Origin of the sequence: Pseudomonas fontis, assembly GCF_028656955.1 — a bacterium.
GTDB classification, from domain to species: domain Bacteria; phylum Pseudomonadota; class Gammaproteobacteria; order Pseudomonadales; family Pseudomonadaceae; genus Aquipseudomonas; species Aquipseudomonas fontis.
Genome location: NZ_JAMDGY010000024.1, coordinates 176,137 through 203,017, shown reverse-complemented (window position 1 = coordinate 203,017; position 26,881 = coordinate 176,137). Strand labels below are relative to the sequence as shown.

The 26,881-nt window shown below is 63.8% G+C and carries 28 protein-coding genes; 15 read left to right on the top strand and 13 right to left on the bottom strand.

The window, feature by feature from the left end:
- The first annotated feature begins 21 nt into the window (after positions 1-21).
- A complete protein-coding gene (locus M5G11_RS10380) occupies positions 22-2,454 on the top strand; it encodes a penicillin-binding protein 1A (protein ID WP_273910053.1) in 2,433 nt (810 codons plus the stop codon).
- A 142-nt stretch (positions 2,455-2,596) separates the two neighbouring features.
- Here the strand turns inward: M5G11_RS10380 and M5G11_RS10375 are convergent, their stop codons facing one another.
- The 3 genes from M5G11_RS10375 to rpmE all read right to left on the bottom strand — a co-directional run bounded on the left by M5G11_RS10375 (position 2,597) and on the right by rpmE (position 5,086).
- Entirely contained in the window at positions 2,597-3,865 is a 1,269-nt protein-coding gene (locus M5G11_RS10375; RefSeq protein WP_273909963.1) for a malic enzyme-like NAD(P)-binding protein, read from the bottom strand.
- Between the two features lie 178 nt (positions 3,866-4,043).
- The gene (locus M5G11_RS10370) at positions 4,044-4,796 is read right to left on the bottom strand and encodes a thermonuclease family protein (protein WP_420793796.1); all 753 of its coding nucleotides are present in this window, start codon (positions 4,794-4,796) and stop codon (positions 4,044-4,046) included.
- A gap of 71 nt (positions 4,797-4,867) precedes the next feature.
- On the bottom strand, positions 4,868-5,086 hold the full coding sequence (rpmE, locus tag M5G11_RS10365) for a 50S ribosomal protein L31 (RefSeq protein ID WP_273909961.1): 219 nt from the start codon (positions 5,084-5,086) through the stop codon (positions 4,868-4,870).
- Positions 5,087-5,253: 167 nt separating this feature from the next.
- On the opposite strand from rpmE, the gene M5G11_RS10360 reads away from it, so the two are divergent.
- The 3 genes from M5G11_RS10360 (at position 5,254) to M5G11_RS10350 (ending at position 10,160) form a co-directional block, all read left to right on the top strand.
- The gene (locus tag M5G11_RS10360; protein ID WP_273909960.1) at positions 5,254-7,473 is read left to right on the top strand and encodes a primosomal protein N'; all 2,220 of its coding nucleotides are present in this window, start codon (positions 5,254-5,256) and stop codon (positions 7,471-7,473) included.
- Between the two features lie 256 nt (positions 7,474-7,729).
- Positions 7,730-9,466, top strand: coding sequence for an arginine--tRNA ligase (gene argS, locus M5G11_RS10355; RefSeq protein ID WP_273909959.1), 1,737 nt, complete (start codon positions 7,730-7,732; stop codon positions 9,464-9,466).
- Position 9,467: 1 nt separating this feature from the next.
- On the top strand, positions 9,468-10,160 hold the full coding sequence (locus M5G11_RS10350) for an SPOR domain-containing protein (RefSeq protein ID WP_273909958.1): 693 nt from the start codon (positions 9,468-9,470) through the stop codon (positions 10,158-10,160).
- A 99-nt stretch (positions 10,161-10,259) separates the two neighbouring features.
- On the opposite strand, the gene M5G11_RS10345 is transcribed toward M5G11_RS10350, so the two are convergent.
- The gene (locus tag M5G11_RS10345) at positions 10,260-10,682 is read right to left on the bottom strand and encodes an NINE protein (RefSeq protein ID WP_273909957.1); all 423 of its coding nucleotides are present in this window, start codon (positions 10,680-10,682) and stop codon (positions 10,260-10,262) included.
- Positions 10,683-10,751: 69 nt separating this feature from the next.
- On the opposite strand from M5G11_RS10345, the gene M5G11_RS10340 reads away from it, so the two are divergent.
- Entirely contained in the window at positions 10,752-11,477 is a 726-nt protein-coding gene (locus M5G11_RS10340) for a C40 family peptidase (protein WP_420793798.1), read from the top strand.
- Here the strand turns inward: M5G11_RS10340 and M5G11_RS10335 are convergent.
- Positions 11,474-12,508, bottom strand: coding sequence for a type IV pilus twitching motility protein PilT (locus M5G11_RS10335; protein ID WP_273909955.1), 1,035 nt, complete (start codon positions 12,506-12,508; stop codon positions 11,474-11,476). The two genes, M5G11_RS10340 and M5G11_RS10335, sit on opposite strands and share 4 nt — an antisense overlap.
- A 67-nt stretch (positions 12,509-12,575) precedes the next feature.
- Between M5G11_RS10335 and M5G11_RS10330 the strand changes: the two genes are divergently transcribed.
- The 9 genes from M5G11_RS10330 (at position 12,576) to M5G11_RS10290 (ending at position 19,259) form a co-directional block, all read left to right on the top strand.
- A complete protein-coding gene (locus M5G11_RS10330) occupies positions 12,576-13,262 on the top strand; it encodes a YggS family pyridoxal phosphate-dependent enzyme (RefSeq protein ID WP_273909954.1) in 687 nt (228 codons plus the stop codon).
- Between the two features lie 39 nt (positions 13,263-13,301).
- Complete coding sequence (proC, locus tag M5G11_RS10325; protein ID WP_273909953.1) at positions 13,302-14,120, top strand: pyrroline-5-carboxylate reductase; 819 nt, start codon at positions 13,302-13,304, stop codon at positions 14,118-14,120.
- A gap of 10 nt (positions 14,121-14,130) precedes the next feature.
- On the top strand, positions 14,131-14,721 hold the full coding sequence (locus tag M5G11_RS10320) for a YggT family protein (protein WP_273909952.1): 591 nt from the start codon (positions 14,131-14,133) through the stop codon (positions 14,719-14,721).
- Positions 14,722-14,895: 174 nt separating this feature from the next.
- Positions 14,896-16,035: a homoserine O-succinyltransferase MetX gene (gene metX / locus M5G11_RS10315; RefSeq protein WP_273909951.1), complete on the top strand. Its 1,140-nt coding sequence runs from the start codon at positions 14,896-14,898 to the stop codon at positions 16,033-16,035.
- Positions 16,036-16,042: 7 nt separating this feature from the next.
- On the top strand, positions 16,043-16,663 hold the full coding sequence (gene metW, locus M5G11_RS10310; protein WP_273909950.1) for a methionine biosynthesis protein MetW: 621 nt from the start codon (positions 16,043-16,045) through the stop codon (positions 16,661-16,663).
- A 24-nt stretch (positions 16,664-16,687) separates the two neighbouring features.
- The gene (locus M5G11_RS10305; protein ID WP_273909949.1) at positions 16,688-17,122 is read left to right on the top strand and encodes a DUF4426 domain-containing protein; all 435 of its coding nucleotides are present in this window, start codon (positions 16,688-16,690) and stop codon (positions 17,120-17,122) included.
- The gene (rdgB, locus tag M5G11_RS10300; protein WP_273909948.1) at positions 17,119-17,715 is read left to right on the top strand and encodes an RdgB/HAM1 family non-canonical purine NTP pyrophosphatase; all 597 of its coding nucleotides are present in this window, start codon (positions 17,119-17,121) and stop codon (positions 17,713-17,715) included. The genes M5G11_RS10305 and rdgB overlap by 4 nt, the downstream gene beginning before the upstream one ends.
- Positions 17,712-18,926 carry a radical SAM family heme chaperone HemW gene (gene hemW, locus M5G11_RS10295; RefSeq protein ID WP_273909947.1) on the top strand — a complete coding sequence of 405 codons (1,215 nt, stop codon included), beginning with the start codon at positions 17,712-17,714 and terminating at the stop codon, positions 18,924-18,926. The genes rdgB and hemW overlap by 4 nt, the downstream gene beginning before the upstream one ends.
- A 9-nt stretch (positions 18,927-18,935) precedes the next feature.
- The gene (locus tag M5G11_RS10290) at positions 18,936-19,259 is read left to right on the top strand and encodes a DUF3392 family protein (RefSeq protein WP_273909946.1); all 324 of its coding nucleotides are present in this window, start codon (positions 18,936-18,938) and stop codon (positions 19,257-19,259) included.
- A gap of 139 nt (positions 19,260-19,398) precedes the next feature.
- On the opposite strand, the gene trmB is transcribed toward M5G11_RS10290, so the two are convergent.
- The 4 genes from trmB to M5G11_RS10270 all read right to left on the bottom strand — a co-directional run bounded on the left by trmB (position 19,399) and on the right by M5G11_RS10270 (position 21,647).
- Positions 19,399-20,121, bottom strand: a complete 723-nt coding sequence (gene trmB, locus M5G11_RS10285; protein WP_273909945.1) for a tRNA (guanosine(46)-N7)-methyltransferase TrmB — start codon at positions 20,119-20,121, stop codon at positions 19,399-19,401.
- A 9-nt stretch (positions 20,122-20,130) separates the two neighbouring features.
- Positions 20,131-20,925, bottom strand: a complete 795-nt coding sequence (locus tag M5G11_RS10280) for a thiazole synthase (RefSeq protein ID WP_273909944.1) — start codon at positions 20,923-20,925, stop codon at positions 20,131-20,133.
- A gap of 48 nt (positions 20,926-20,973) precedes the next feature.
- Positions 20,974-21,174, bottom strand: coding sequence for a sulfur carrier protein ThiS (thiS, locus tag M5G11_RS10275; protein ID WP_273909943.1), 201 nt, complete (start codon positions 21,172-21,174; stop codon positions 20,974-20,976).
- A 101-nt stretch (positions 21,175-21,275) separates the two neighbouring features.
- Positions 21,276-21,647, bottom strand: a complete 372-nt coding sequence (locus M5G11_RS10270) for a DUF423 domain-containing protein (protein WP_273909942.1) — start codon at positions 21,645-21,647, stop codon at positions 21,276-21,278.
- A 64-nt stretch (positions 21,648-21,711) separates the two neighbouring features.
- On the opposite strand from M5G11_RS10270, the gene mtgA reads away from it, so the two are divergent.
- Positions 21,712-22,434, top strand: coding sequence for a monofunctional biosynthetic peptidoglycan transglycosylase (gene mtgA, locus M5G11_RS10265; protein WP_273909941.1), 723 nt, complete (start codon positions 21,712-21,714; stop codon positions 22,432-22,434).
- A gap of 164 nt (positions 22,435-22,598) precedes the next feature.
- On the opposite strand, the gene rpoH is transcribed toward mtgA, so the two are convergent.
- The 4 genes from rpoH to ftsY all read right to left on the bottom strand — a co-directional run bounded on the left by rpoH (position 22,599) and on the right by ftsY (position 26,808).
- Positions 22,599-23,453, bottom strand: coding sequence for an RNA polymerase sigma factor RpoH (rpoH, locus tag M5G11_RS10260; RefSeq protein WP_273909940.1), 855 nt, complete (start codon positions 23,451-23,453; stop codon positions 22,599-22,601).
- A 114-nt stretch (positions 23,454-23,567) separates the two neighbouring features.
- The gene (ftsX, locus tag M5G11_RS10255; RefSeq protein ID WP_273909939.1) at positions 23,568-24,599 is read right to left on the bottom strand and encodes a permease-like cell division protein FtsX; all 1,032 of its coding nucleotides are present in this window, start codon (positions 24,597-24,599) and stop codon (positions 23,568-23,570) included.
- Positions 24,596-25,267 (bottom strand): cell division ATP-binding protein FtsE, encoded by a 672-nt coding sequence (gene ftsE / locus M5G11_RS10250; protein ID WP_273909938.1) that lies wholly within the window; start codon positions 25,265-25,267, stop codon positions 24,596-24,598. Before ftsE ends, ftsX begins: the two co-directional genes overlap by 4 nt.
- Positions 25,264-26,808, bottom strand: a complete 1,545-nt coding sequence (gene ftsY / locus M5G11_RS10245; protein WP_273909937.1) for a signal recognition particle-docking protein FtsY — start codon at positions 26,806-26,808, stop codon at positions 25,264-25,266. The genes ftsE and ftsY overlap by 4 nt, the downstream gene beginning before the upstream one ends.
- Positions 26,809-26,881 lie beyond the last annotated feature (73 nt).

Sequence of the window (26,881 nt, the reverse complement as noted above, 5' to 3'; positions counted from 1 at the left end):
ACTGGACACCCCCACGCCTTGATACGCCTGCTGAAGTTCTTCTGGTGGTCTTTCGTCGCAGTCATTTGCGCAGTCGTGCTCGGCCTGAGCGGCGCGTTTCTGTATCTTAGTCCCAGCCTGCCCTCGGTAGAGGCGCTGCGAAGCATCCAGTTGCAGATCCCTTTGCGGGTCTACAGCAGTGACGGCAAGCTGATCGCGGAGTTCGGCGAAATGCGCCGCTCACCGATCCGTTTCGCCGACATTCCCCCGCATTTCATCCAGGCCCTGCTCTCGGCCGAAGATGACAATTTCGCCAATCACTATGGGGTCGACCCCAGCAGCCTGATGCGCGCTGCAACACAATTGCTCAAGTCCGGGCACATCCAGACCGGCGGCAGCACCATCACCATGCAGGTGGCGAAGAACTTCTTCCTGAGCAGCGAACGCAGCTTCTCGCGCAAAACCAACGAAATTCTCCTGGCCTTGCAGATCGAGCGCGAGCTGACCAAGGACGAGATCCTTGAGCTGTACGTCAACAAGATCTACCTGGGCAACCGCGCCTACGGCATCGAGGCGGCGGCGCAGGTGTACTACGGCAAGTCGATCCGCGACATCAGCCTGGCGCAGATGGCGATGATCGCCGGCCTGCCCAAGGCGCCGTCGCGCTTCAACCCGCTGGCCAACCCGGCCCGCGCCAAGGAGCGCCGCGACTGGATCCTGGGGCGCATGTACAAGCTCGGCAAGATCGACGAGGCCAGCTACCAGGCCGGCCTGGCCGAACCGTTGAACGCCAGCTATCACGTGCCGACCCCGGAAGTGAGCGCACCGTATATTGCTGAAATGGCCCGTGCCGAGATGGTCGGCCGTTACGGCAGCGACGCCTACACCGAAGGTTTCCGCGTGACCACCACCGTGCCGAGCGACCTGCAGCAGATCGCCAACAGCTCGGTACTGGAAGGCCTGACCGCCTACGACCAGCGCCACGGCTACCGTGGGCCGGAATCGCGCCTGCCAGGCAAGACCCGCGCCGCCTGGCAGCAGGAGCTGGTCAAGCAGCGCCCATTGGGCGGCCTGGATCCGGCCATCGTGACCCAGGTCGAGAAAACCGGCCTGACCGTGCTGACCAAGGCGGGTACAGAAGAAACCGTGGCCTGGGACACCATGAAATGGGCCCGGCCGTTCCTCAACACCAACAGCCAGGGCCGCAGCCCGGCACAGCCGAGCGATGTGGCGCAGGTGGGCGATGTGATCCGCGTACTGCGCCAGGCAGACGGCAGCCTGAAGTTCAGCCAGGTGCCCGGCGCCCAGAGCGCGCTGGTGACCCTCGACCCGAGCAGCGGTGCGATCCGCGCACTGGTCGGCGGCTTCTCCTTCGAGCAGAGCAACTACAACCGCGCCATGCAGGCCAAGCGTCAGCCGGGTTCGAGCTTCAAGCCGTTCGTGTACAGCGCCGCGCTGGATAACGGCTACACCGCCGCCAGCCTGGTCAACGATGCACCGATCGTGTTTGTCGACGAGTACCTGGACAAGGTCTGGCGACCGAAGAACGACACCAACACCTTCCTCGGCCCGATCCGCATGCGCGAGGCGCTGTACAAGTCGCGCAACCTGGTGTCGATCCGCCTGTTGCAGGCCATTGGCATCGACACCACCATCGACTACATCACCAAGTTCGGCTTCAACAAGCAGGACCTGCCGCGCAACCTGTCGCTGGCCCTGGGCACCGCGACGCTGACGCCGATGGAAATCGCCACCGGCTGGAGCACCTTTGCCAACGGCGGCTACAAGATCACCCCGTACCTGATCGAGCGAATCGAGAGCCGCAACGGCGACACGCTGTTCACCGCCAACCCGCCGCGCGTGCCACAAGGCAATCAGGACCAGGCCGGGATTGCCGCCCCTGAAGCTCAGCCGATCACCGCCCAGGTGCCGACCGATGCTGCAGCAGTTGCCCCGCAGGTGCCTGCCGTGGCCGAGCGGATCGTCGATGGGCGCACCACCTACATCCTCAACAGCATGCTGGAGGACGTGATCAAGAAAGGCACTGGCCGTCGCGCCATGGCCCTCGGCCGCACGGACCTGGCTGGCAAGACCGGTACCACCAACGACTCGAAGGATGCCTGGTTCTCGGGCTACAACGCCGATTACGTGACCACGGTATGGACCGGCTTCGACCAGCCGGAAACCCTCGGCCGTCGCGAGTATGGCGGTACGGTCTCGCTGCCGATCTGGATGAGCTTCATGGGCGCGGCGCTCAAGGACAAGCCTGCGCACACCCAGCCGGAGCCCGAAGGCATCCTCAGCCTGCGGGTCGACCCGGTCAGCGGCCGCGCGGCGACGCCGAGCACGCCGAATGCCTACTTCGAGCTGTTCAAGGCTGAAGATACCCCGCCGTCGGTGAATGAGCTGGGCAACGGCTCAGCCCCGGGCAGCCCGCTGCCAGCAGATGAATCGGCACCGATGGATCTGTTCTGAAACCAATCGCGGGACCAGCCCGCCCCCACAGGTTTCGCTGATACCTGTGGGAGCGGGCTGGTCCCGCGGTGCTTTGCAGACAACCACAAAAAAAGCCCCGACTCTCGCGAGCCGGGGCTTTTTTGTACAACGCTACAACGGCTTAGCCGTTGAACACGTCATCCACGCTTTTCAGCGGGTAGTTCTTCGGATACGGCAGGGTCGCCACGCCGGTCTCGATCGCGGCCTTGGCCACTGCATCGGATACCAGGGTGATCAGGCGTGCATCCATTGGCTTCGGAATGATGTACTCACGGCCGAACTCCAGGGTATCAACGCCGTAGGCTGCACAGACTTCCTTCGGCACTGGCAGCTTGGCCAGGTCTTTCAGGGCGTTGGCGGCAGCGATCTTCATTTCTTCGTTGATGCGCTTGGCGCGAACGTCCAGGGCACCACGGAAGATGAACGGGAAGCCCAGTACGTTGTTGACCTGGTTCGGGTAGTCGGAACGACCGGTCGCCATGATCACGTCGCTACGGGTAGCGTGCGCCAGCTCTGGCGAGATTTCCGGGTCCGGGTTCGAGCAAGCGAACACGATCGGGTTCGGCGCCATCGACTTCAGGCCTTCAGCGCTCAGCAGGTTCGGGCCAGACAGACCGACGAACACGTCAGCGCCGTCCAGGGCATCAGCCAGGGTGCGCTTGTCGGTAGCGTGGGCGAAGACCGCCTTGTACTGGTTCAGGTCGTCACGGCCAGCGTGGATCACGCCAGTACGGTCAACCATGAAGATGTTCTCGATCTGCGCACCCATGCTCACCAGCAGTTTCATGCAGGAGATGGCCGCAGCACCGGCGCCCAGGCAGACGATCTTGGCGTCGGCCAGGGTTTTGCCAGCGATTTCCAGGGCGTTGATCATGCCGGCTGCGGTAACGATCGCAGTGCCGTGCTGGTCATCGTGGAACACCGGGATGTCGCACTGTTCGATCAGCGCGCGCTCGATCTCGAAGCACTCAGGTGCCTTGATGTCTTCCAGGTTGATGCCACCGAAGGTGATGGAGATACGCTTGACGGTGTCGATGAACGCCTGCGGGCTCTCGGAGTCGACTTCGATGTCGAATACGTCGATACCGGCGAAACGCTTGAACAGAACACCCTTGCCTTCCATGACCGGCTTGGAGGCCAGCGGGCCGAGGTTACCCAGGCCGAGGATGGCGGTACCGTCGGAGATCACTGCTACCAGGTTGCCTTTACCGGTGTACTTGTAGGCCAGCTCCGCGTCGCGAGCGATTTCGCGCACAGGTTCGGCAACACCCGGGCTGTAGGCCAGCGACAGGTCGCGGGCAGTGGCAGTAGGCTTGGTGAGCTCGACGCTCAGTTTCCCCGGACGAGGCTGAGCATGGTATTCGAGAGCGGCAGTTTTCAAATCTGACATGGTGGGCATTCCGCTATTTACTGTTCTGACGGACCGCCGAGGATACGCAAAGAGCAAAGGGCCGACAAGACTGGCCGGTCACTAGTGTCAAGGCCTTTAACCTACGACTTTCCGCCAAGAGCCGCAGCCCGCAAGGGTTTCACTGTGTACAATCGCGATAAAAAATGTCCACAATTTTTTATCTTTCGCTCCGCTCCAGCATCGATGGGTCGGTCAAAGGCAGCATCCAGCGCTGTTGCCCGGGTTTCAGGCCGCCTTTGCGGGAACGATCCAGCACCCAACCACGCGCTTCGATGTCGCGACCTTTCAGGCCCTCGAGGAACGAGGCCGGGAAGTTGCGCTGCAAGCGTGCCGGCACCTGGAGCACCAGCTGATCGTTGATTTCGATCCAGATACCCCCGCGATTACGTGCGATACCCTGCACCTGGCCGCTGATCACCGCGAAACCGGACTGGCTGACCTGCCCGGCCGGGATGACCGGCGAACGGCGCCACAGCCCCAGGCCGGCCCGACGAGCGGCCTGCTCGGCCTGCTGCTGGCAGCCGCTGAGGTCGACGTTCGGCGCCACCGCCACGCGGTAGCCGAGGCCCTCGCTGAGCAGCGTGGCTTCCAGATTGTCGCCAGAGCGGCCATAGATGTGTGCCAGGGTACGGCCGTACTTGTCCTTGGCCTCAACGCCCGGCACCAGCCCCACCTGCCCGTCACTGGCCTTGACCAGCGCTTGCAGGCGCTGGCGCGCAGCCTCGGCGAAGGCTTCGCTGGTGCGGCCCTTGCGGCCGATTTCCGGAGCGTTGAGGCCGATCAGGCGAACACTGCGGCCATCGACCAGACGTACGGTATCGCCGTCGACCACCTGGCGCACCTGCACCGGCTGCACGCCGGCGGGCAGCGGGCAGAAGGCCAAGGCCGGCACCTGCCAAATCGCGGCCATAAAAAAAGCGCCCGCAAGGGACGCCTTTTTCAGCAGCAGTGCCAAGCCCAAAGGGCTCGCGTTGCTCACTCTTAAGCTTTTTTGGTGCCGATGGAACCAAAGCGATCTGCGAACTTCTGAACGCGGCCGCCGGTGTCCAGCACTTTTTGCTTACCGGTGTAGAACGGGTGGCACAGGTTGCATACGTCGATCGGCAGTGGCTTGGCCAGAGTCGAGCGAGTTTCGAATTTGTTACCGCAGCTGCAGGCTACTGCTACAGCTTCGTATACCGGATGGATATCGGCTTTCATGGGGATTTCCTCGTGCTGACGTGCCGCCACTCAACACCATTGTTGAATACCGCACGCAAATAAGGCTCGGGATGATACCAGAGCCAAGCGTCGACGCAAGTTGTCGCTTGCACCGGTTGTCGTCTGCTAGGCTCGCCGGTCGTGTATTCCTTCAGAGATCTCGCCGCGTGTCCGACGTCATTCTTCGCCTTGCCCTGCCCTCGCCCCTGCGGCGGCTGTTCGACTACAGGGCACCTGCGGGCATGGCGCGCGCGGCCTTCAGCCCCGGCATGCGGGTGCGCGTGCCGTTCGGTCGGCGGGAAATGATCGGCGTGCTGGTGGAGGTGTGCGAGCACAGCGAAGTACCGGCCGACAAGCTCAAGCCGGCACTGGCGCTGCTCGACCCGGTGTCGCCGATACCGCCGGCACTGTTCAAGCTGTGCCTGTGGACCGCGCAATATTACCAGCACAGCCTGGGCGACACCCTGAGCTGGGCGCTGCCGGTGCTGCTGCGCCAGGGCGAGCCGGCCGAGGCGCGCCAGGAGCGCTTCTGGCAGGCGGCCCCGGGTGCACGCCTGGACGACCCGCGCATCGCTCGCGCCCCGCGCCAGCGCGAAGCCCTGGCGACCCTGGCGCAACACCCGCACGGCGTTGCCCATGGCCTGCTGAGCAAGCTGATGCTGAGCAAGGACAGCCTCGACCTGCTGCTGGCCAAGGATATGGTGCAGGTCGAAGTGCGCCGGCACGCACCCAGCGAGCGCCATGAACACTGGCTGGCCCAACCGGAGCTGCCACTCAATGAAGAGCAACGCGCGGCCTTCCATGCCGTGCGTGCAGGCTTCGACAGCTTCCATGCCTTCCTGCTGGCCGGGGTGACCGGCAGCGGCAAGACCGAGGTCTACCTGCAACTGATCCGCGAAACCCTGGAAGCCGGCAAGCAGGCGCTGATCCTGATTCCCGAGATCAACCTGGGCCCGCAGACCCTGGCGCGCTTCGAGCAGCGCTTCAACGCGCGCATAGCCCTGCTGCACTCGGCGGTCAACGACCGCGAGCGCCTGGAAGCCTGGCTGGCCGCCCGCGACGGCGAGGCCGACATCATCATCGGCACCCGTTCGGCGTTGTTCACCCCGATGAAACACCCAGGGCTGATCATCATCGACGAGGAGCACGACGGCTCCTATAAACAGCAGGAAGGTTTGCGCTACCACGCCCGCGACCTGGCACTGGTGCGGGCACGCCAAGAAAACATCCCGATTCTGCTGGGCTCGGCAACGCCATCGCTGGAAAGCCTGCACAACGCCTACACCGGCCGCTACGGGCTGCTGCGCCTCAACCACCGCGCGGGCGGTGCGCACCCGCCGCGCTTCCTGCGCCTGGACGTGAAAAGCCGGCCACTGGACAGCGGCATCAGCGGCCCGATGCAACAGGCCATCGCCCAGACCCTGGCCGCCGGCCAGCAGGTGCTGGTGTTCCTCAACCGCCGCGGTTTTGCGCCGACGCTGTTGTGCCATGACTGCGGCTGGCTCTCCGAATGCCCACGTTGCGACGCGCGGATGACCGTGCACCAGCGCTCCGGCGAGTTGCGCTGCCACCACTGCGGCTACGACGAGCGGGTGCCGCGCAAGTGCCCACAGTGCAACCATGTCGACCTGCGCCCGGTAGGCGCGGGGACGGAACGGGCCGAAGAGCGCCTGGGCATTCTGTTCCCCGATTACCCGGTGCTGCGCGTGGACCGCGACACCACCTCGCGCAAGGATGCGATGAACCAGCTGTTCGCCACCATCCAGCGCGGCCAGCCGTGCATCCTGGTCGGCACGCAGATGCTCGCCAAGGGTCACCACTTCCCACGGGTGACCCTGGTTTCGATCCTCGATGCCGATGGCGGGCTGTTCTCGGGTGATTTCCGCGCCAGCGAGCGCATGGCGCAACTGATTGTCCAGGTCGCCGGGCGCGCCGGGCGGGCGGAAGAACCGGGCAAGGTGATCATCCAGACCCACCTCGCCGACCATCCTTTATTGGTCCAGCTGACCGAGCAGGGTTACTTCGCCTTTGCCGAGCAGGCCCTGAGCGAGCGGCGCGCGGCGGGGCTGCCACCGTTTGCGCATTTGGCGCTGCTGCGCGCCGAGGCGCACAAGCCCGGGCAGGCCGAGGGTTTCCTCGATGAAGCCTGCGCGGCGGCCGAGCAGCTGTTGGCCGAGCACAACCTGCAGGGCATCGAGCTGCTGGGGCCGGTGCCGGCACCGATGGAGCGACGGGCGGGACGCTTCCGTGCACAACTGTTGCTCCAGGCCAATGCACGGGCACCCTTGCATCGACTGATCAGTGCCTGGTTGCTACTGTTGGAGCAGATGCCGACGGGAAGACAGGTGCGCTGGTCGCTGGATGTGGATCCGGTGGATCTTTATTAAGGCCCAGCAAATCCCTGTGGGAGCCTTTGTAGCCGCTGCCGAAGGCTGCGCTCGCTGCAACGCAGGCGCCGCTCCTGGGAGCCCTACCGGACTCCAGCGCAGCCTCACGGCAGCGGCTACAAAGAACTGCTTCCCCTGCTGCAAGCCAGCACAATTCCCCCCAAAGGTTGGCAACCTCGCCCCGGCAACGGATAATGTTCAGTTTTTCCACCTGCGCATCGAAGCGCCGCCGCGCTTGCGGTCGAAAGAGAAGCCCATGAAAGACACCATTCGCCAGCTGATCCAGCAAGCCCTCACCCAACTCGTCACCGAAGGTGTGCTGCCTGAAGGGCTGACGCCGGCGATTCAGGTGGAGAACGCCAAAGACAAGGCCAACGGCGACTTCGCCAGCAACATCGCGATGATGCTGGCCAAACCTGCCGGCATGAAGCCGCGTGACCTGGCCGAAAAACTCGTCGCCGCCCTGCCTGCCGACCCACAGATCAGCAAGGTCGAGATCGCCGGCCCGGGCTTCCTCAATTTCTTCCAGAACACCCAGGCCCTGGCTGCCCGCCTGGACGCCGCCCTGGCCGACGCCAAGCTCGGCGTACACAAAGCCGGCCCGCTGCAGAAAGTGGTCATCGACCTGTCGGCGCCCAACCTGGCCAAGGAAATGCACGTCGGCCACCTGCGCTCGACCATCATCGGCGACGCCGTGGCCCGTGTCCTGGAGTTCCTCGGCGACACCGTGATCAGGCAGAACCACGTTGGCGACTGGGGCACCCAGTTCGGCATGTTGATGGCCTACCTGCAGGAAAACCCGATCACCAGCGACGAGCTGTCGGACCTGGAAAACTTCTACCGCGCCGCCAAGAAGCGCTTCGACGAGTCCGAAGAATTCGCCGACCGCGCCCGTGGCCTGGTGGTCAAGCTGCAAGCCGGTGACCCGGACTGCCTGAAGCTGTGGACCCGCTTCAAGGACATCTCGCTGTCGCACTGCCAGAAGACCTACGAACTGCTCAACGTCAAACTGACCATGGCCGACGTGATGGGCGAAAGCGCCTACAACGACGACCTGGCCAAGGTGATCGCCGACCTCAAGGCCAAGGGCCTGCTGGTCGAGAGCCAGGGCGCGCAGTGCGTGTTCCTCGATGAATTCAAGACCGCCGAAGGCGAGCCACTGCCAGTAATCGTGCAGAAGGCCGATGGCGGCTACCTCTACGCCACCACCGACCTCGCGGCCGTGCGCTACCGCAGCAACGTGCTCAAGGCCGACCGCGCGCTGTACTTCGTCGACCAGCGCCAGGCCCTGCACTTCAACCAGGTGTTCGAAGTCGCGCGCAAAGCGGGCTTTGTCGGCCACCCGATGCAAATGGAACACATGGGCTTCGGCACCATGAACGGCGCCGACGGCCGCCCGTTCAAGACCCGCGACGGCGGCACGGTCAAGCTGATCGACCTGCTCAACGAAGCCAAGGACCGCGCCTACGCGCTGGTGAAGAGCAAGAACCCCGAGCTGCCAGACGACGAGCTGCGCACCATCGGCCAGGTAGTGGGCATCGACGCGGTGAAATACGCCGACCTGTCCAAGCACCGCACCAGCGACTACAGCTTCAACTTCGAACTGATGCTGAACTTCGAAGGCAACACCGCGCCGTACCTGCTGTACGCCTACACCCGTGTGGCCGGCGTGTTCCGCAAGCTGGGCAAGGACTTCAACGAAGTCGACGGCCAGATCGTCCTGCAAGCGGCACAGGAGCAGGAACTGGCGGCACGCCTGGCGCAATTTGGCGAGACCCTCAACAACGTTGCCGAGAAAGGCACCCCGCACGTGCTGTGCAGCTACCTGTACGACGTGGCCGGGCTGTTCTCCAGCTTCTACGAGAACTGCCCGATCCTGTCCGCCGACACCCCGGAACAGCAGCAGAGCCGTCTGCGCCTGGCTGCCCTGACCGGTCGTACCCTGAAACAGGGCCTGGAACTGCTGGGTCTGGAAACGCTGGAGCGCATGTAAGTTGGCTGCCAAGAAAAAACCTGCACCCAAGCGCGGCGCAAGCCGCTATCAAGCCCCACAGAAAGCGCCGATTCCGGGCTGGCTGTGGATGGCCATCGGCCTTACGGTGGGTGCGTTCATTGTCTTCCTGATGAAGCTCGAGCCTGGCCGCGATGACGTCAAGCGCACCACGCCCGAGCAGCAGCAGAAGGCGGAGAAGATCGCCGAGGCGAACAAGACCCCGCCAAGCCCGCAGCAGCCGGTGAAGCCGAAGTACGACTTCTACACCCTGCTGCCGGAATCGGAGGTGATCGTGCCACCGGAAGCCGTGCCGGAGAAAACCCCGCCGGTGCCGGCGCAACCTCCGGTGACCCCGGCGGAAGCGGCGAAGATCGATACCGCGCGGGCCCAGGCCGCGCTGTCGGGGCAAACCCCACCGCCGGCGCCACCGGTGATCAAGCCGGCGGCAACCACCCAGTTCTTCCTGCAGGCGGGTTCGTTCCGCAAGCAGGCCGATGCCGACAAGGTCCGCGCGCAGATCATCCTGCTCGGCCAGGCGGTGCAGGTGGAATCCGGGACAGTGAAGGAAGAAACCTGGTATCGCGTACTGGTCGGCCCATTCAGCAACCGTGACCAACTGACCGTGGCGCAGAAGCAGCTGGCCGGCAGCGGCTTCAGCAACCTGTTGCTGCAACAGCGCCAGACCCGGCAGTAATCGGCTAAACCCCATCGCGGGACCAGCCCGCTCCCACAGGTGTGCACATTTCTTGAGATTGTGGGCACCTGTGGGAGCGGGCTGGTCCCGCGATTGTTTTTAGAAGCGCCGCTGCGCGTTGGTCAGCGACACCTGGGTGTTCAGCGTCCAGAAGTCATACAGCACGCCAAACAGGAACAACCCGCCTGTCAGCAGGTAGATCACCCCACTGATCCACTTGCCCTGGTACATCCGGTGCACACCGAACACCCCCAGGAACGTCAACAGCACCCAGGCGATGTTGTAATCCACCGGCCCGGCGTGGAAGCGCAAATCCGCCTCACGGTCCATCGCCGGGATCAGGAAGAGGTCGATCAACCAGCCAATCCCCAGCAAGCCCAGGGTGAAGAACCAGATCGTCCCTGTGACCGGCTTGCCGTAGTAGAAGCGGTGCGCCCCGGTAAACCCCAAAATCCACAGCAGATAGCCGATCACCTTGCTGTGGGTGTCCTGAGAGCGTCCTTCCTGTTGATAACCGTTCATTCATAGCCTCGCAGGGTTAGTGAAAAATTTTCTAAGCAAAATTGTGACTTTTCGGTGAATAGCCGACGTATGGTGTGCGCGCAATCGACCAACGGATCAAAAATTGATCAAAAAGCTGTTATAAAGTTGCGCGCTTACCCAACAAGAGCCCTGCCTATGCGTCCTTTATTCAAGACATGGCTGACTATTTGCCTATTATTGCCCCTGGCCGCCCACGCCACCAACCGTGAGCAACGTTTACCTACCGGCTTTGCCGGCTACACCGCCAATACCACGGCTGTGCGCTCGAACAAGAGCACCAGCAGCAAAGTCACCAAGGTGACCAAGGCCGCGAAAAGCCATGGCACCCGCACCTCGACCCAACAGGTTGCCCAGATGTCGCCCAAGCAGAGCAGTGATGTGCTCAGCCGCGCCGTCAATGTACTGGGTACGCCTTACGTCTGGGGTGGCAGCAGCCCGAGCAAGGGCTTCGACTGCAGCGGCCTGGTCAAGTACGCGTTCAACGACATCGATGAAATCGACCTGCCACGTACCTCCAACGCCATGGCCAGCGGCCACGGCGTGAAAGTCGAGCGCAAGGACCTCAAGCCTGGCGACCTGATTTTCTTCAACATCAAGAGCCGCCGGGTGAACCACGTTGCCATCTACCTGGGCAATGACCGCTTCATCCACGCACCGCGCCGCGGCAAGCGCGTCAGCATCGACACGCTGAACAAGCCCTACTGGCAGAACCACTATGTGGTGGCCAAGCGCGTCCTGCCAAAGGACCAGCAACTGGCCCTGGCCAAGCGCTAAAACGCCTCGGGTGAGCGTGCGTTCGCCCGGGCGTTGTCACGACTGATTTCCCCGCGCATCAGCAGGCCTAGCAGGCAACTGTCCAGGGTCTGCATGCCCAGCGCCCCGCTGGTCTGCATCGTCGAATACAGCTGCGCCACCTTGCCCTCGCGGATCAGGTTGCGCACCGCTGGCGTGCTCAGGAGTATTTCATGAGCCGCAACCCGCCCACCCCCGACCTTGGCCAACAAGGTTTGTGACACCACCGCCTGCAGCGACTCGGCCAGCAGCGTGCGCACCATCGCCTTCTCCTCGGCAGCGAACACCTCGACAATACGATCAACCGTCTTGGCCGCCGAACTGGTGTGCAGGGTGGCCAGCACCAGGTGCCCGGTTTCGGCTGCAGTCAGGGCCAGGCGGATGGTTTCCAGGTCGCGCAACTCGCCGAGCATGATCACGTCCGGGTCCTGGCGCAGTGCTGCACGCAAGGCGTCGGCAAAGCTGCGGCTGTGGCGCTTGATCTCGCGCTGGCTGATCTGGCTGCGCAGCGGGCTGTGGATGAATTCGATCGGGTCTTCCAGCGTGAGGATATGCAGCGCGTGTTCGCGGTTCAGGTGATCGACCAGCGCCGCCAGCGTGGTCGACTTGCCCGAGCCGGTCGGCCCGGTGACCAGCACCAGCCCGGCAGGCAACTCGGCCATGCGCTGGAACACCTCGCCCAGGCCCAGCTCGGCCAGGCTGGCGACCCGCTCCGGGATCACCCGCAAGACGGCGGCCGGCCCCAGCAACTGCTCGAACACATTGACCCGAAAGCGCGCCAGCCCCGGCACGGCAATGGAGAAGTCGAGGTCCTGTAGCGTTTCGAAATCCTTTTGCTGCGTGTCGCTCATGATCTGCCCGAGCAATTCGCGCATTTTCGGCGCATCCAGTGCGGGCAGGTCCAGCTCGCGCATCTGCCCATCGCAACGCACCCTCGGCACGCGCCCCGCCGCCAGGTGCAGATCGGAAGCGCTCATCCTGAGCGCCTGGGCCATCAGCCCGGTCATATCCATAGAGACTCCCCAAAGCCCGCCAAGCAGGTAGAATGCCGCAGACCCGAAGAGCCGCTGGCAACCATCAATGTCCACCATAGCAGACCACCTTTTCGCCCTGACCCAGCGCATCCACAGCGCCGCCCTGGCCGCCGGCCGTGCGCCTGCGAGCATCCAGTTGCTGGCCGTGAGCAAGACCAAGCCCGCCGCCGCCATCCGCGAAGCCTATGCTGCCGGGGTGCGTGACGTAGGCGAGAACTACCTTCAAGAGGCCCTTGGCAAACAGCTCGAATTGACCGACCTGCCCTTGACCTGGCACTTCATCGGCCCCATTCAGTCGAACAAGACTCGCGCCATTGCCGAGCACTTCGACTGGGTACATTCGGTGGACCGACTGAAAATCGCACAACGCTTGTCCGAACAACGCCCGACGCACCTGCCCGCCCTCAATGTGTGCCTGCAAGTGAATGTCAGCGGCGAAGCCAGCAAGTCTGGCTGTACGCCCGCAGACCTGCCGGCGCTGGCCCAGGCGGTCGCCGCCCTGCCCGGGTTGAAACTGCGCGGGCTGATGGCGATCCCCGAGCCGAGCGACGAACGCGCCGACCAGGATGCCGCCTTCGCCCGCGTGCGTGACCTGCAGGCCAGCCTGAACCTGGGCCTGGACACCCTTTCCATGGGCATGAGCCACGACCTGGAAAGCGCCATTGCCCAAGGCGCCACCTGGGTGCGCATCGGCACCGCGCTGTTCGGTGCCCGCGACTATGGCCAGCCCTGACCCCATGCCTCTTTCACCTTCTTCAACCAAGGACCTGACATGAGCAAGACTCGTATTGCCTTTATCGGCGCCGGCAACATGGCTGCCAGCCTGATCGGCGGCCTGCGTGCCCAGGGCCTGGAAGCCGCGCAGATCCGCGCCAGCGACCCGGGTGCCGAGCAACGCGCGAAGATCCATGCCGAACACGGCATCGAGATGTTCGAAAGCAACGCGCAGGCCATCGAAGGCGCCGACGTGATCGTCCTCGCGGTCAAGCCACAAGCCATGAAAGCCGTGTGCGAAGCCCTCAAGCCGAGCCTCAAGCCTGAGCAACTGGTGGTGTCCATCGCTGCCGGCATCACCTGCCGGAGCATGAACAACTGGCTGGGCGAGCAACCCATCGTGCGCTGCATGCCCAACACCCCGGCGCTGCTGCGCCAGGGCGTCAGCGGCCTGTACGCCACAGCCCAGGTCAGCGCCGAACAGCGCAACCAGGCCGAGCAACTGCTGTCGGCCGTGGGCATCGCCCTGTGGCTGGAGCAAGAGCAGCAACTCGATGCCGTGACCGCCGTGTCCGGCAGCGGCCCGGCGTATTTCTTCCTGCTGATCGAAGCCATGACCGCCGCCGGTGAAAAACTCGGCCTGCCTCGCGAAACGGCAGCCAAACTGACCCTGCAAACCGCCCTGGGCGCGGCGCACATGGCGGTCAGCAGCGATGTCGATGCGGCTGAACTGCGCCGTCGGGTGACCTCGCCGGCCGGCACCACGGAAGCGGCGATCAAATCGTTCCAGGCGGGTGGATTCGAAGCGCTGGTGGAACAAGCGCTGGGCGCTGCGGCGCAGCGCTCGGCCGAAATGGCCGAACAACTGGGCAACTAAGGAGCCGAACATGATCGGATTGAACACCGCTGCCATCTACATCCTGCAAACCATCGGCAGCCTTTACCTGCTGATCATCATGCTGCGCTTCATCCTGCAACTGGTGCGCGCGGACTTCTACAACCCGCTCAGCCAGTTCGCGGTCAAGGCCACCCAGCCACTGCTCAAGCCGCTGCGCCGGATCGTCCCGAGCCTGTTCGGCCTGGACATGTCCTCGCTGCTGCTGGCCATTCTGGTGCAGATGCTGCTGATGGCCCTGACCCTGCTGCTGGCCTACGGCACCACCGGCAACCCGATACAGCTGCTGATCTGGTCGTTGATCGGCGTGACGGCACTGTTCCTGAAAATCTTCTTCTATGCGCTGATCATCAGCGTGATCCTCTCCTGGGTCGCGCCGGGCAGCCACAACCCGGGTGCCGAGCTGATCAACCAGATCTGCGAGCCGTTCCTGGCGCCGTTCCGTCGCATCCTGCCGAACCTGGGCGGGCTGGATATCTCGCCGATCCTGGCGTTCATGGCGCTGAAGCTGATCGACATGCTGGTGATCAACAACCTCGCGGCAATGTCGGCCATGCCGGAAATTCTGCGCCTGCTGGTCTGACAAAAACCTCGCTGAACCCATCGCCGGCAATGCCGGCTCCCACAGTGGCCCTTGCATTAGCGGACCCTGTGGGAGCCGGCCTTGCCGGCGATGCTGTAAACGCCCGGGTACATTGCTTGCCGCCCACCCCCATGCTCTTTAGACTTACGCCTCATTTAAGCGTGAGCAGGGTCGATGTCCATTGTCTTTCCCGAAGATTCGGTCGGTCTGGTAACACCGCAACTGGCGCAGTTCAATGAGCCCCTGGCGCTTGCCTGCGGCCGCTCGCTGAACTCCTACGAACTCATCTACGAAACCTATGGCACGCTCAACAGCAGCGCGAGCAATGCCGTGCTTATCTGCCACGCCCTGTCCGGCCATCACCACGCCGCCGGCTACCACAGCGTCGACGACCGCAAGCCCGGTTGGTGGGACAGCTGCATCGGCCCCGGCAAGCCCATCGACACCAATCGCTTCTTCGTGGTCAGCCTGAACAACCTCGGCGGTTGCAACGGCAGCACCGGCCCCAGCAGCCTCAACCCGGCCACCGGCAAGCCCTACGGCGCCGACTTCCCGGTCCTGACCGTGGAAGACTGGGTGCACAGCCAGGCGCGCCTGGCCGACCGCCTGGGCATCCAGCAGTGGGCTGCCATCGTCGGTGGCAGCCTGGGCGGCATGCAGGCCCTGCAATGGACCATCACCTACCCGGACCGCGTACGCCACTGCCTGGACATCGCCTCGGCGCCCAAGCTCTCGGCGCAGAACATCGCGTTCAACGAGGTGGCCCGCCAGGCCATCCTCACCGACCCGGAATTCCACGGCGGCTCGTTCCAGGACCAGGGCGTGATCCCCAAGCGCGGCCTGATGCTGGCGCGCATGGTCGGGCACATCACCTACCTGTCCGATGACTCGATGGGCGAGAAATTCGGCCGCGAGCTGAAAAGCGACAAGCTCAACTACGACTTCCACAGCGTCGAGTTCCAGGTCGAAAGCTACCTGCGTTATCAGGGCGAGGAGTTCTCTGGCCGCTTCGATGCCAACACCTACCTGCTGATGACCAAGGCGCTGGACTACTTCGACCCGGCCGCCGCCCACGCCGGCGACCTGGCCGCGACCCTGGCGAACGTCACGGCGAACTACTGCGTGATGTCGTTCACCACCGACTGGCGCTTCTCGCCGGCGCGCTCGCGGGAGATCGTCGATGCACTGATCGCCGCGCGCAAGAACGTCTGCTACCTGGATATCGACTCGCCCTATGGGCACGATGCCTTCCTGATCCCGACCCCGCGCTACATACAGGGTTTCACGAACTACATGAACCGCATCGTCTGCTGAGGACACCATGAGAGCCGACCTGGAAATCATCCAAGACTGGATCCCCGCCGGTAGCCGCGTGCTCGACCTCGGTTGCGGCAACGGCGAGTTGCTGGCCTCCCTGCGCGACACCAAGCAGGTGACCGGCTACGGCCTGGAAATCGACGCCGACAACATTGCCGAGTGCGTGGCCAAGGGCGTCAACGTGATCGAGCAGGACCTCGACAAGGGCCTGGGCAACTTCGCCAGCAACAGCTTCGACGTGGTGGTCATGACCCAGGCCCTACAGGCCGTGGAATACCCTGACCGGATCCTCGACGAAATGCTCCGCGTGGGTCGCCAGTGCATCATCACCTTCCCCAACTTCGGCCATTGGCGCTGCCGCTGGTACCTCGCGACCAAGGGTCGCATGCCGGTGTCGGACTTCATGCCGTATACCTGGTACAACACGCCGAACATCCACTTCTGCACCTTTGAAGACTTCGAGAACCTGTGTGGCGCACGTCGCGCCCAGGTTCTCGACCGCCTGGCGGTCGACCGCTTGCACCGCCATGGGTGGGCGAGCAGGCTATGGCCTAATCTTCTAGGGGAGATCGGCATTTATCGCGTCAACAGCCCCGGCCTGCAGGACCACCAGGTCGCCGTGTAACCCTGTTCACTGGAGGAATCGATCATGCGTCGCCTAGCTACGTTACTGCTCAGCCTGTGCCTTACCGTCCCGGCCATCGCGGCCGATGCCGCAAAACCCGACCGCAAGGAAGTCTTCGGCGACGTGACGGTCCATTACAGCGCATTCACCTCCAGCTTCCTGCAACCGGACGTGGCCGCGGCCGCGGGCCTGGTGCGCAGCAAGAACCAGGGTGTGCTCAACGTGTCCGTGCTCAAGGCCGACAAGCCGAGCATGGCGGTGGTCAGCGGCACGGTCAAAGACCTCGTGCGCGGTGAAAAACCACTGTCGTTCAAGCAGATTACCGATCAGGGCGCGATCTACTACGTCGCCCAGTTCACGGTCGACCAGGAAGAAACCCTGACCTTCAAGGTCAATGTCGAATCCGGCGGCACCACCAACAGTTTCAGCTTCGATCAAATCGTACCCCCAGGCGAATGATGACTTTTCAGCAACTCGTACTAGCCAGCCACAACGCCGGCAAACTCAAGGAACTGCAGGCCATGCTCGGTGACACCGTGCAGCTGCGTTCCATTGGCGAATTCAGCAGCGTAGAGCCGGAAGAGACCGGCCTGTCGTTTGTCGAGAACGCCATCCTCAAGGCCCGCAATGCCGCGCGCATTTCCGGGTTGCCGGCCTTGGCCGACGACTCGGGCCTGGCCGTGGACTTCCTCGGCGGCGCACCGGGCATCTATTCGGCGCGCTATGCCGACGGCAAGGGCGATGCAGCCAACAACGCCAAGCTGCTCGAAGCGCTCAAGGATGTGCCGAGCGAAGAGCGTGGCGCGCAGTTCGTCTGCGTACTGGCGCTGGTGCGTCACGCCGACGACCCGCTGCCGATCCTCTGCGAAGGCTTGTGGCACGGGCGCATCCTTACCCAGGCCAGCGGTGAACATGGCTTTGGCTATGACCCACTGTTCTGGGTGCCGGAGCGCAACGTTTCCAGCGCCGAACTGGCCCCGGCCGACAAGAACCTGATCAGCCACCGTGCCCGCGCCATGAGCCTGCTGCGACAGCGCCTGGGCCTGGCATGATCGACCACACGCCGGCACAGCCACTGCACCTGGGCGAGGCTGGCTTTACCTCCCAAACGCCGCGGGCGGCGCTGCCCCAGCTGCCGCCACTGGCGCTGTACATCCATATCCCGTGGTGCGTGCGCAAGTGCCCGTATTGCGACTTCAACTCGCATGCCGCCACCCCCGAGTTGCCGGAAGAAGCCTACGTCGACGCCCTGCTCGCCGACCTCGACCAGGAACTCCATGCAGTCTACGGCCGGCCGATCAGCTCGATCTTCTTTGGCGGCGGCACCCCCAGCCTGTTCAGTGCTCGTGCGCTGGGTCGCCTGCTGGTGGGGGTGGAGCAGCGCATTCCGTTCGCCCCGGACATCGAGATCACCCTGGAAGCCAACCCCGGGACCTTCGAGCAGGAGAAGTTCAAGGCCTACCGCCAGTTGGGCATCAATCGCCTGTCGATCGGCGTGCAGAGCTTCCAGCAGGCCAAGCTTGAAGCACTGGGGCGCATCCACAATGGTGACGAAGCGGTACGCGCGGCCGGCATGGCCCGTGCAGCCGGGTTCGACAACTTCAACCTGGACCTGATGCATGGTTTGCCCGAGCAGTCGCTGGAGGATGCGCTGGGCGACTTGCAGCAGGCCATCGACCTGGGCCCGACGCACCTGTCCTGGTACCAGCTGACGCTGGAGCCGAACACGGTGTTCTGGAACCAGCCGCCGGTGCTGCCCGAGGACGACATCCTCTGGGACATCCAGGAAGCCGGCCAGGCACTGCTGGCCCGCAACGGTTTCAGCCAGTACGAAGTGTCGGCCTACGCCCAGCCGGGCAAGGCGGCACGGCACAACCTGAACTACTGGAGCTTTGGCGATTTCATCGGCATCGGCGCCGGTGCCCATGGCAAGCTGAGCCACCCGGACGGGCGCATCCTGCGCACCTGGAAGACCCGCCTGCCGAAGGACTACCTGAACCCGGCCAAGGCCTTCAAGGCCGGCGAAAAGCTGTTGCCGCTGGACGAGCTGCCCTTCGAGTTCCTGATGAATGCCCTGCGCCTGACCCAGGGTGTGGAGGCCGAACTGTTTGCCGAGCGTACCGGGTTGCCGATGGCGCAGCTCAAGGCGGCGCGCCTGGAAGCAGAACAAAAAGGCCTTTTGCAGGTCGAACCGACGCGCCTGGTCGCCACCGCGCGCGGTCAGTTGTTCCTCAACGACCTGCTGCAGTACTTCTTGACCTGAGGATTACGAATGGATTTGGTACTCGACCTGCTCTCGACCGTTTCCCGCTGGAGCCGCAGTAACCTGTCGGAGATTTCGCTGGCGCTGGTGGGCTGCCTGCTGGTGCTGTTCGGCACCGACCTGAAGGCCTGGGTGGAACAACGCCTGGGGAATATCGCCGGTGCCTTGCGCATACCGATGATGGCCTTGCTGGTGCTGATCGGCAGTGGTGCGGCGCTGATCTATGCCACGCCCTGGGTGGTGCGCGGGCTGAGCCAGTTCAACAACTATGCGCTGGCGCCAGTGTTGCTGGTGGTGCTGGTGCTGCTGGGCGTGGTCGCTGACCGCCGCTGAAGCACTGAGTTGCCGCACACCCCCTGTGGGAGCCGGCCTTGCCGGCGATGGCTGCGAAGCAGCCCTTTGGCAAGGCTCTCGCCTTGCATCGCCGGCAAGGCCGGCTCCCACAGGTGCAAGGCTCAGGAGCCAGGCAGGTTTACGCCAGTTTCTCGAACTTCAAGTCCCACACCCCATGCCCGAGCCGCTCACCGCGACGCTCGAACTTGGTGATCGGACGCTCGGCAGGGCGCGGCACGCATTTGCCGTCCTCGGCCAGGTTGCGATAACCCGGTGCCACGTTCATCACTTCCAGCATGTATTCGGCATACGGTTCCCAGTCGGTCGCCATATGGAACACCCCACCCACCTTCAGCTTGCTCAGCACCAATGCGGCAAATTCCGGCTGGACGATGCGCCGCTTGTGGTGACGCGACTTGTGCCACGGGTCCGGGAAGAACAGCATCAGGCGATCCAGGCTGTTGTCCGCCACGCACTTGTTCAGCACTTCGATGGCATCGCAGTCATACACCCGCAGGTTCTTCAGGCCCTGGGTCAGCACGCCATTGAGCAGCGCCCCGACACCCGGACGGTGCACTTCGACACCAATGAAGTCCTGCTCCGGCGCAGCCGTCGCCATTTCCAGCAGGGAATGGCCCATGCCGAAGCCGATTTCCAGGGTGCGCGGCGCCGAGCGGCCAAACACCTGGTCATAGTCCACCGGGCTCTCGGCCAGCGGCAGCACGAACAGTGGCGCACCTTGGTCCAGGCCGCGTTGCTGGCCTTCGGTCATGCGCCCGGCACGCATCACGAAACTCTTGATGCGGCGGTGTTGGCGTTCTTCGCCTTCGGTGGAGATCGGCGGTTCTTGCGATTCAGTCATCAGGGGCTCTTACTTGATCAGACCTGCCAGCGGCGACGAGGCACTGGCGTAGAGTTTTTTCGGCATGCGGCCGGCCAGGTAGGCCAGGCGACCCGCCTCAATGGCGTATTTCATGGCCTGGGCCATCATTACCGGCTGCTGCGCCCGGGCAATCGCCGAGTTCATCAGCACGCCGGAACAACCCAGCTCCATGGCAATGGTAGCGTCAGACGCAGTGCCCACGCCGGCATCAACCAGCACGGGGACTTTCGATTCTTCAAGGATGATCTGCAGGTTGTACGGGTTGCAGATCCCCAGGCCCGTACCGATCAGACCGGCCAGCGGCATCACCGCAATGCAGCCGACTTCGGCCAGCTGGCGGGCGATGATCGGGTCATCGCTGGTGTACACCATCACGTCGAAACCGTCCTTGACCAGCACTTCGGCGGCCTTGAGGGTTTCAATCACGTTGGGGAACAGGGTTTTCTGGTCGGCCAGCACTTCCAGCTTCACCAGGTTGTGGCCATCGAGCAGCTCACGGGCCAGGCGGCAGGTGCGCACGGCTTCAACGGCATCGAAACAACCAGCGGTGTTCGGCAGGAAGGTGTAGCGGTCTACCGGCAATGCGTCGAGCAGGTTCGGCTCGCCAGGGTTCTGGCCGATGTTGGTGCGGCGCACGGCGAACGTGACGATCTCGGCACCCGAGGCCTCGATGGCCTGGCGGGTTTCGTCCAGGTCACGGTACAGGCCAGTGCCGACCAGCAGGCGCGACTGAAAAGTACGACCGGCCAGTTCAAAAGGCTTGTCGCTACGAACGTTGCTCATCGGTAATCCTCTAGAAGGTTGAGGGACTTGCAGGTAAACCGCGTGGCCCTAGCCACCGCCAATGGCGTGGACGACCTCGACCTGGTCGCCTTCGCGCAGCGCGGTGGCGTCGTGCTGGCTGCGCGGCACGATATCCAGGTTCAGCTCGACCGCCACCCGGCGCCCGGTGAGTTCCAGCCGGATCAACAGGGCCGCGACGCTTTCGCCGTCGGGCAGTTCGAAGGGTTCACCGTTCAATTGAATGCGCATGCACACGGCCGTCATTATTTTCAGGGGCCCGCATTCTAGCCCCGTTCAGTGCCGGAACCCAAGGCCAAGCGACGCCATTCGTCTCGATCCGGACCCTTGGGTCAGCTCAGTTTCCAGGCCGCAAGGCCCAGGCACAGCCAGCCGCCGAGGAATGCCAGGCCGCCAAACGGGGTGATGATGCCGAGCTTGCCGATGCCGCTCAGGGTCAACAGGTACAGGCTACCGGAAAACAGCACGATCCCCAGGGCGAACAGACCACCGGCCCAGCCGACCAGGCGCCCCGGCAGGTGCACGCTGAGCACGGCCACGCCGAGCAGCGCCAGGGCGTGGACCAGCTGGTAGGTGACGCCGGTATGGAAGATCGCCAGGTATTCGGCGCTCAGGCGGCCCTTGAGGCCGTGGGCGGCGAAGGCGCCGAGGGCGACACCCGTGAAGCCGAAGAAGGCGGCGAGCAGGAGGAAGCTGCGAAGCATGGGACAACTCCTTGTAGGGGGTCTGTATAATGGCCCGCTCATTCGCTTCGGCCAAGCCATCTCTATGCTGTCATCCCTGATCCGCCGCCTCACCCGCGCCCTGCTCTGGTTTGCCGGTGGCAGCGTGCTGCTGGTATTGCTGTTTCGCTGGGTGCCACCGCCCGGCACCATGCTGATGGTCGAACGCAAGATCGAGTCCTGGGTGGAGGGCCAGCCCATAGACCTGCAGCGTGACTGGCAGCCGTGGGAGGAAATCTCCAACGAGCTGAAAGTGGCGGTGATTGCCGGCGAAGACCAGAAGTTCGCCGACCACTGGGGCTTTGACTTCAATGCGATCCAGGCAGCCCTGGCGCACAACGAGCGCGGCGGCACGGTGCGCGGCGCCAGCACGCTGAGCCAGCAGGTGGCGAAGAACCAGTTTCTCTGGGCCGGGCGCAGTTGGCTGCGCAAAGGGCTGGAAGCCTGGTTCACTGCGCTGATCGAGCTGCTCTGGTCGAAGGAGCGGATTCTTGAGGTGTACCTGAACAGCGCCGAGTGGGATGACGGGGTGTTTGGTGCACAGGCGGCGGCGCAGCATCACTTCGGTACCGATGCCAGCAAGCTCAGCCGCCAGCAGGCCAGCCTGTTGGCTGCGGTGCTGCCCAACCCGCGCAACTGGAGCGCCAGCAAGCCGAGCAGCTATGTCGCGCGCCGGGCCGCGTGGATTCGCCAACAGATGCGCCAGTTGGGTGGCAGTGGCTACCTGGTGCAACTGGATGCGACGCGCAAGGCGCCTTGGACCAACTGAACGCCAGGCATAAAAAAACCCGACATTGTCGGGTTTTTTATTGGCTGCAAGGTCTGCGCTGGAAGTCGCAGCTTGTAGCCGCTGCCGGCAGGCTGCGCTGGAGCCCGCAAGGGCTCCCAAAAGCGACGCCTGCGCTGCACGCGAGCGCAGCCTAACGGCAGCGGTTACACCGTGATGAGGGCCTTGACCTTGTTCATCGCGTTCTTTTCCAGCTGACGGATACGCTCCGCCGAGACACTGTACTTGGCCGCCAGGTCATGCAAGGTGGCCTTCTCTTCTGCCAGCCAGCGCTGGTAGAGGATGTCGCGGCTGCGGTCGTCCAGGCCCTGCAAGGCTTGATGCAGGTTGGTCGAGGAGTTGTCGCTCCAATCGGCATCTTCCAACTGCACGGCCGGGTTGTAGCGATGGTCTTCCAGGTAGTTGGCTGGCGACTGGAAGGCGCTGTCGTCGTCTGCTTCCGCAGCCGGGTCGAAGGCCATGTCCTGGCCGGTCAGACGGCTTTCCATCTCGCGCACTTCACGTGGCTCGACACCCAGGCTTTCGGCCACACGATGCACTTCATCGTTGTTCAGCCAGGCCAGACGTTTCTTCTGGCTGCGCAGGTTGAAGAACAGCTTGCGCTGGGCCTTGGTGGTCGCCACTTTGACGATGCGCCAGTTACGCAGGATGAACTCGTGAATCTCGGCCTTGATCCAGTGCACCGCAAAGGACACCAGGCGCACACCCATTTCCGGGTTGAAGCGCTTGACCGCCTTCATCAGGCCCACATTGCCTTCCTGGATCAGGTCAGCCTGGGCCAGCCCGTAGCCGGAATAGCTACGCGCGATATGTACAACAAAACGCAGGTGGGCGAGCACCATCTGCCGAGCCGCCTCAAGATTCTGCTCGTAATAGAGACTCTCAGCCAGTTCACGCTCCTGCTCGGGCGTCAGCAATGGAATGCTGTTGACCGTGTGCACATAGGCCTCCAGGTTCGCACCCGGGACCAAAGCATATGCAGGTTGCAACGAAGTGGTCATACGAAAAAACCTCCGACTCACTGAACTCGTGCCCGTGGGCACTGCCACCATTGACCGGGAACCCCGAAACAAGTTCCCCAAAACGTTAATTCAGTCAATGCCAGCAAAAAGACATTATCGCGGTGCCAGCTCACTCAGATGGCGAGCCACTGCGATCCATGCACCGATATACCCTAACAGCACCGCCCCAAGCAAGAGCGACAGACCATCGGCACCTGGCACCCCGGCCAGCGAAAAATCGCTGCCATACAGCCCGGAAAGCCCGATAACCGCGTCGTTGAGCCAGTTCAGGCCGAACGCCAGAACCCCCCACGACAACACCCCTGCGCCCAGGCCATACAGCGCGCCCATGTACAGGAAAGGCCGGCGTACATAGCTGTCGGTGCCGCCTACCAGCTTGATCACTTCGATCTCGGTACGGCGGTTCTCGATATGTAGCCGAATTGTGTTACCAATTACCAACAGCAGCGCCGAAACCAGCAAAACGGTCAGGCCGAAGACAAATCGGTCACCCAGCTTGAGGATTGCCGCCAGGCGCTCGACCCAGACCAGGTCCAGTTGCGCCAATTCTACCTTCGGCAGTTCGGCCAGCTGTTGACGCAGGGCATCCAATGCCGGCTTGTCGACCTCTGCCGGGGTAACCACGACCACGCCAGGCAGCGGGTTGTCCGGCAGCTCGCGCAGGGCTTCGCCCAGGCCCGATTGCTGCTGGAACTCTTCCAGTGCCTGTTCGCGGCTGACGTATTCAGCCTCGGCAACGCCCGGCAGGCCCTTGATCTGGGTGCGCAAGGCTTCGCCGTCGTGGGCGCTGGCGTCCAGCTTGAGGTACACCGAGATCTGCGCTGCACGCTGCCAGGAACCGCCGAGGCGCTCGACGTTGTTCAGCAGCAGCGACAGGCCCATGGGCAGGCTCAAGGCCACGGCCATTACCAGGCAGGTAAAGAAGCTGCCGATCGGCTGCTTGGCCAGGCGGCGCAGGCTGTCGACCAGGCTCGCCCGGTGGCTTTCGACCCAGGCGTGGAACAGCGTGCTGAAGTCCGGGCCGTCGTCTTCGTCGTCGCGGCGCTTCTTCTGTTTCTCGGGTGCCGGGTCGGCCGCTTTCGGGGCGACGCGCTCGGACACCTTGGGACTACGTGTTGCACTCATTGCCCGGCCTCCCCATCGCCGATCAAGCGGCCGCGCTGCAAGGTCAGCATGCGATGGCGCATGCGCGCGATCAGCGCCAGGTCGTGGCTGGCGATCAGCACGCTGGTGCCCAGGCGGTTGATGTCTTCAAATACACCCATGATCTCCGCGGCCAGGCGCGGGTCGAGGTTGCCGGTCGGTTCGTCCGCCAGCAGCAGGGCCGGGCGGTGGACGATGGCGCGGGCAATGCCGACGCGCTGTTGCTGCCCGGTGGACAAGTCACCGGGGAACAGTGCGGACTTGTCCGACAGGGCCACGCGCTCCAGCGCCGAGTCGACGCGCTTGGCGATCTCGACCTTGGACAGGCCGAGGATCTGCAGCGGCAAGGCGACGTTGTTGAACACGGTGCGATCGAACAATAACTGGTGGTTCTGGAACACCACGCCGATCTGCCGGCGCAGGAACGGGATCTGGGCGTTGCTGATCTGCCCCAGGTCTTGCCCGGCGAGCAGCAGCTTGCCGCTGGTCGGGCGTTCCATGGCCAGTAGCAGGCGCAGCAAGGTGCTCTTGCCGGCGCCGGAGTGGCCGGTGACGAACAGGAATTCGCCCCGACGTACCCGAAAACTCAACTCATGCAGGCCAACGTGACCATTCGGATAGCGTTTGGCGACCTGTTCGAATCGGATCATGGATGCTCCCGCTCGGCAAACAGTGCCCGGACGAAGGGCTCGGCTTCAAAGGTGCGCAGGTCGTCGATGCCTTCACCCACACCAATGTAGCGGATCGGCAGTCCGAACTGCTTGGCCAGGGCAAAGATCACCCCGCCCTTGGCGGTGCCGTCCAGCTTGGTCAGGGCCAGGCCGGTCAGGGCAACGCTCTGGTTGAAGTGCTTGGCCTGGTTGATGGCGTTCTGGCCGGTGCCGGCGTCCAGCACCAGCAGGACTTCGTGCGGCGCGTCGGCATCAAGCTTGGCGATGACCCGACGAACCTTCTTCAGCTCTTCCATCAGGTTGTCTTTGGTGTGCAGGCGACCGGCGGTATCGGCGATCAGCACGTCGACGTTGCGCGCCTTGGCGGCCTGCACGGCATCGAAGATCACCGAGGCCGAGTCGGCGCCGGTGTGCTGGGCGATGACCGGGATCTGGTTGCGCTCGCCCCAGACCTGCAACTGCTCGACCGCTGCGGCACGGAAGGTGTCGCCGGCCGCCAGCATGACTTTCTTGCCTTCAAGCTGCAGCTTCTTGGCCAGCTTGCCGATGGTGGTGGTCTTGCCGGCGCCGTTGACGCCTACCACCAGGATCACGAACGGCTTGCTCTGCGCCTGGATGCGCAGCGGCTGTTCGACCGGTTTGAGCAGGTCGGTTAGCTCGCCCTGCAGCGATTTGTACAGGGCATCGCTGTCAGCCAGCTGCTTGCGCGCGACCTTCTGGGTCAGGCTCTGGACGATCACCGTGGTGGCCTCGACGCCGACGTCGGCGGTCAGCAGGCGGGTTTCGATCTCGTCGAGCAGGTCGTCATCGATGGCCTTCTTGCCCAGGAACAGGCTGGCCATGCCTTCGCCAATGCTCGCGCTGGTCTTCGACAGGCCCTGCTTGAGGCGGGCGAAGAAGCCGCTCCTGGCCTCTTCGGTGCGCACCGGTGCCGGTTCTTCGGCGACGACTTCGGGCTCGACCGGGGCTGGGGCTGGAGCTGGAGCTAGGGCCACCACAACCGGGGCTGGCTCGGGCTCTGGCTCAGGCGCAACAAACACCTCAGCAGGCTTTTCGACCGGCGCAGGCGCGGCAACGAACTCGGGCGCGATGCGCTCCGGGATCGCTGGCGGGGTATGCGGCTCGAGGTCGGCGACCAGCGCCACCGGCTCTTCCGGCACCGGCAGCACCAGGCTGACATGCACAGGCTCTGGTTCAGGCTCTGGCTCTGGCTCTGGCGCCACCTCGACAAACGTCGGGGCCGTGACCGGCACCTCGACCGCTGCCACTGGCGCAGGTGTCGGCTCGGGGCTCGACACCGGCTCAGGCGCGACGTCGGCTACCAACGGCGCCGGCGCTTCGACCGGGGCAGCAGCCAGCGCAGGCTCCACCGTTACCGGGGCAGCCGGCTCCGACGCTACAGGTGCGGGGGTTTGGGGCTCTTCGACTACCGGTTGCGGCTTCTTGCGCAACCAGCCGAACAGGCCTTTCTTCTCACCGGCCGCGGCCGGCGTCTTTTTGTCGTCGTTGGAACCAAACATGGAAGACGGCTATCTCAGGGTAGCGATGCGCCACTGCGGCGCCTCAAAATTCTTTTAACGCAGAACAGACTAT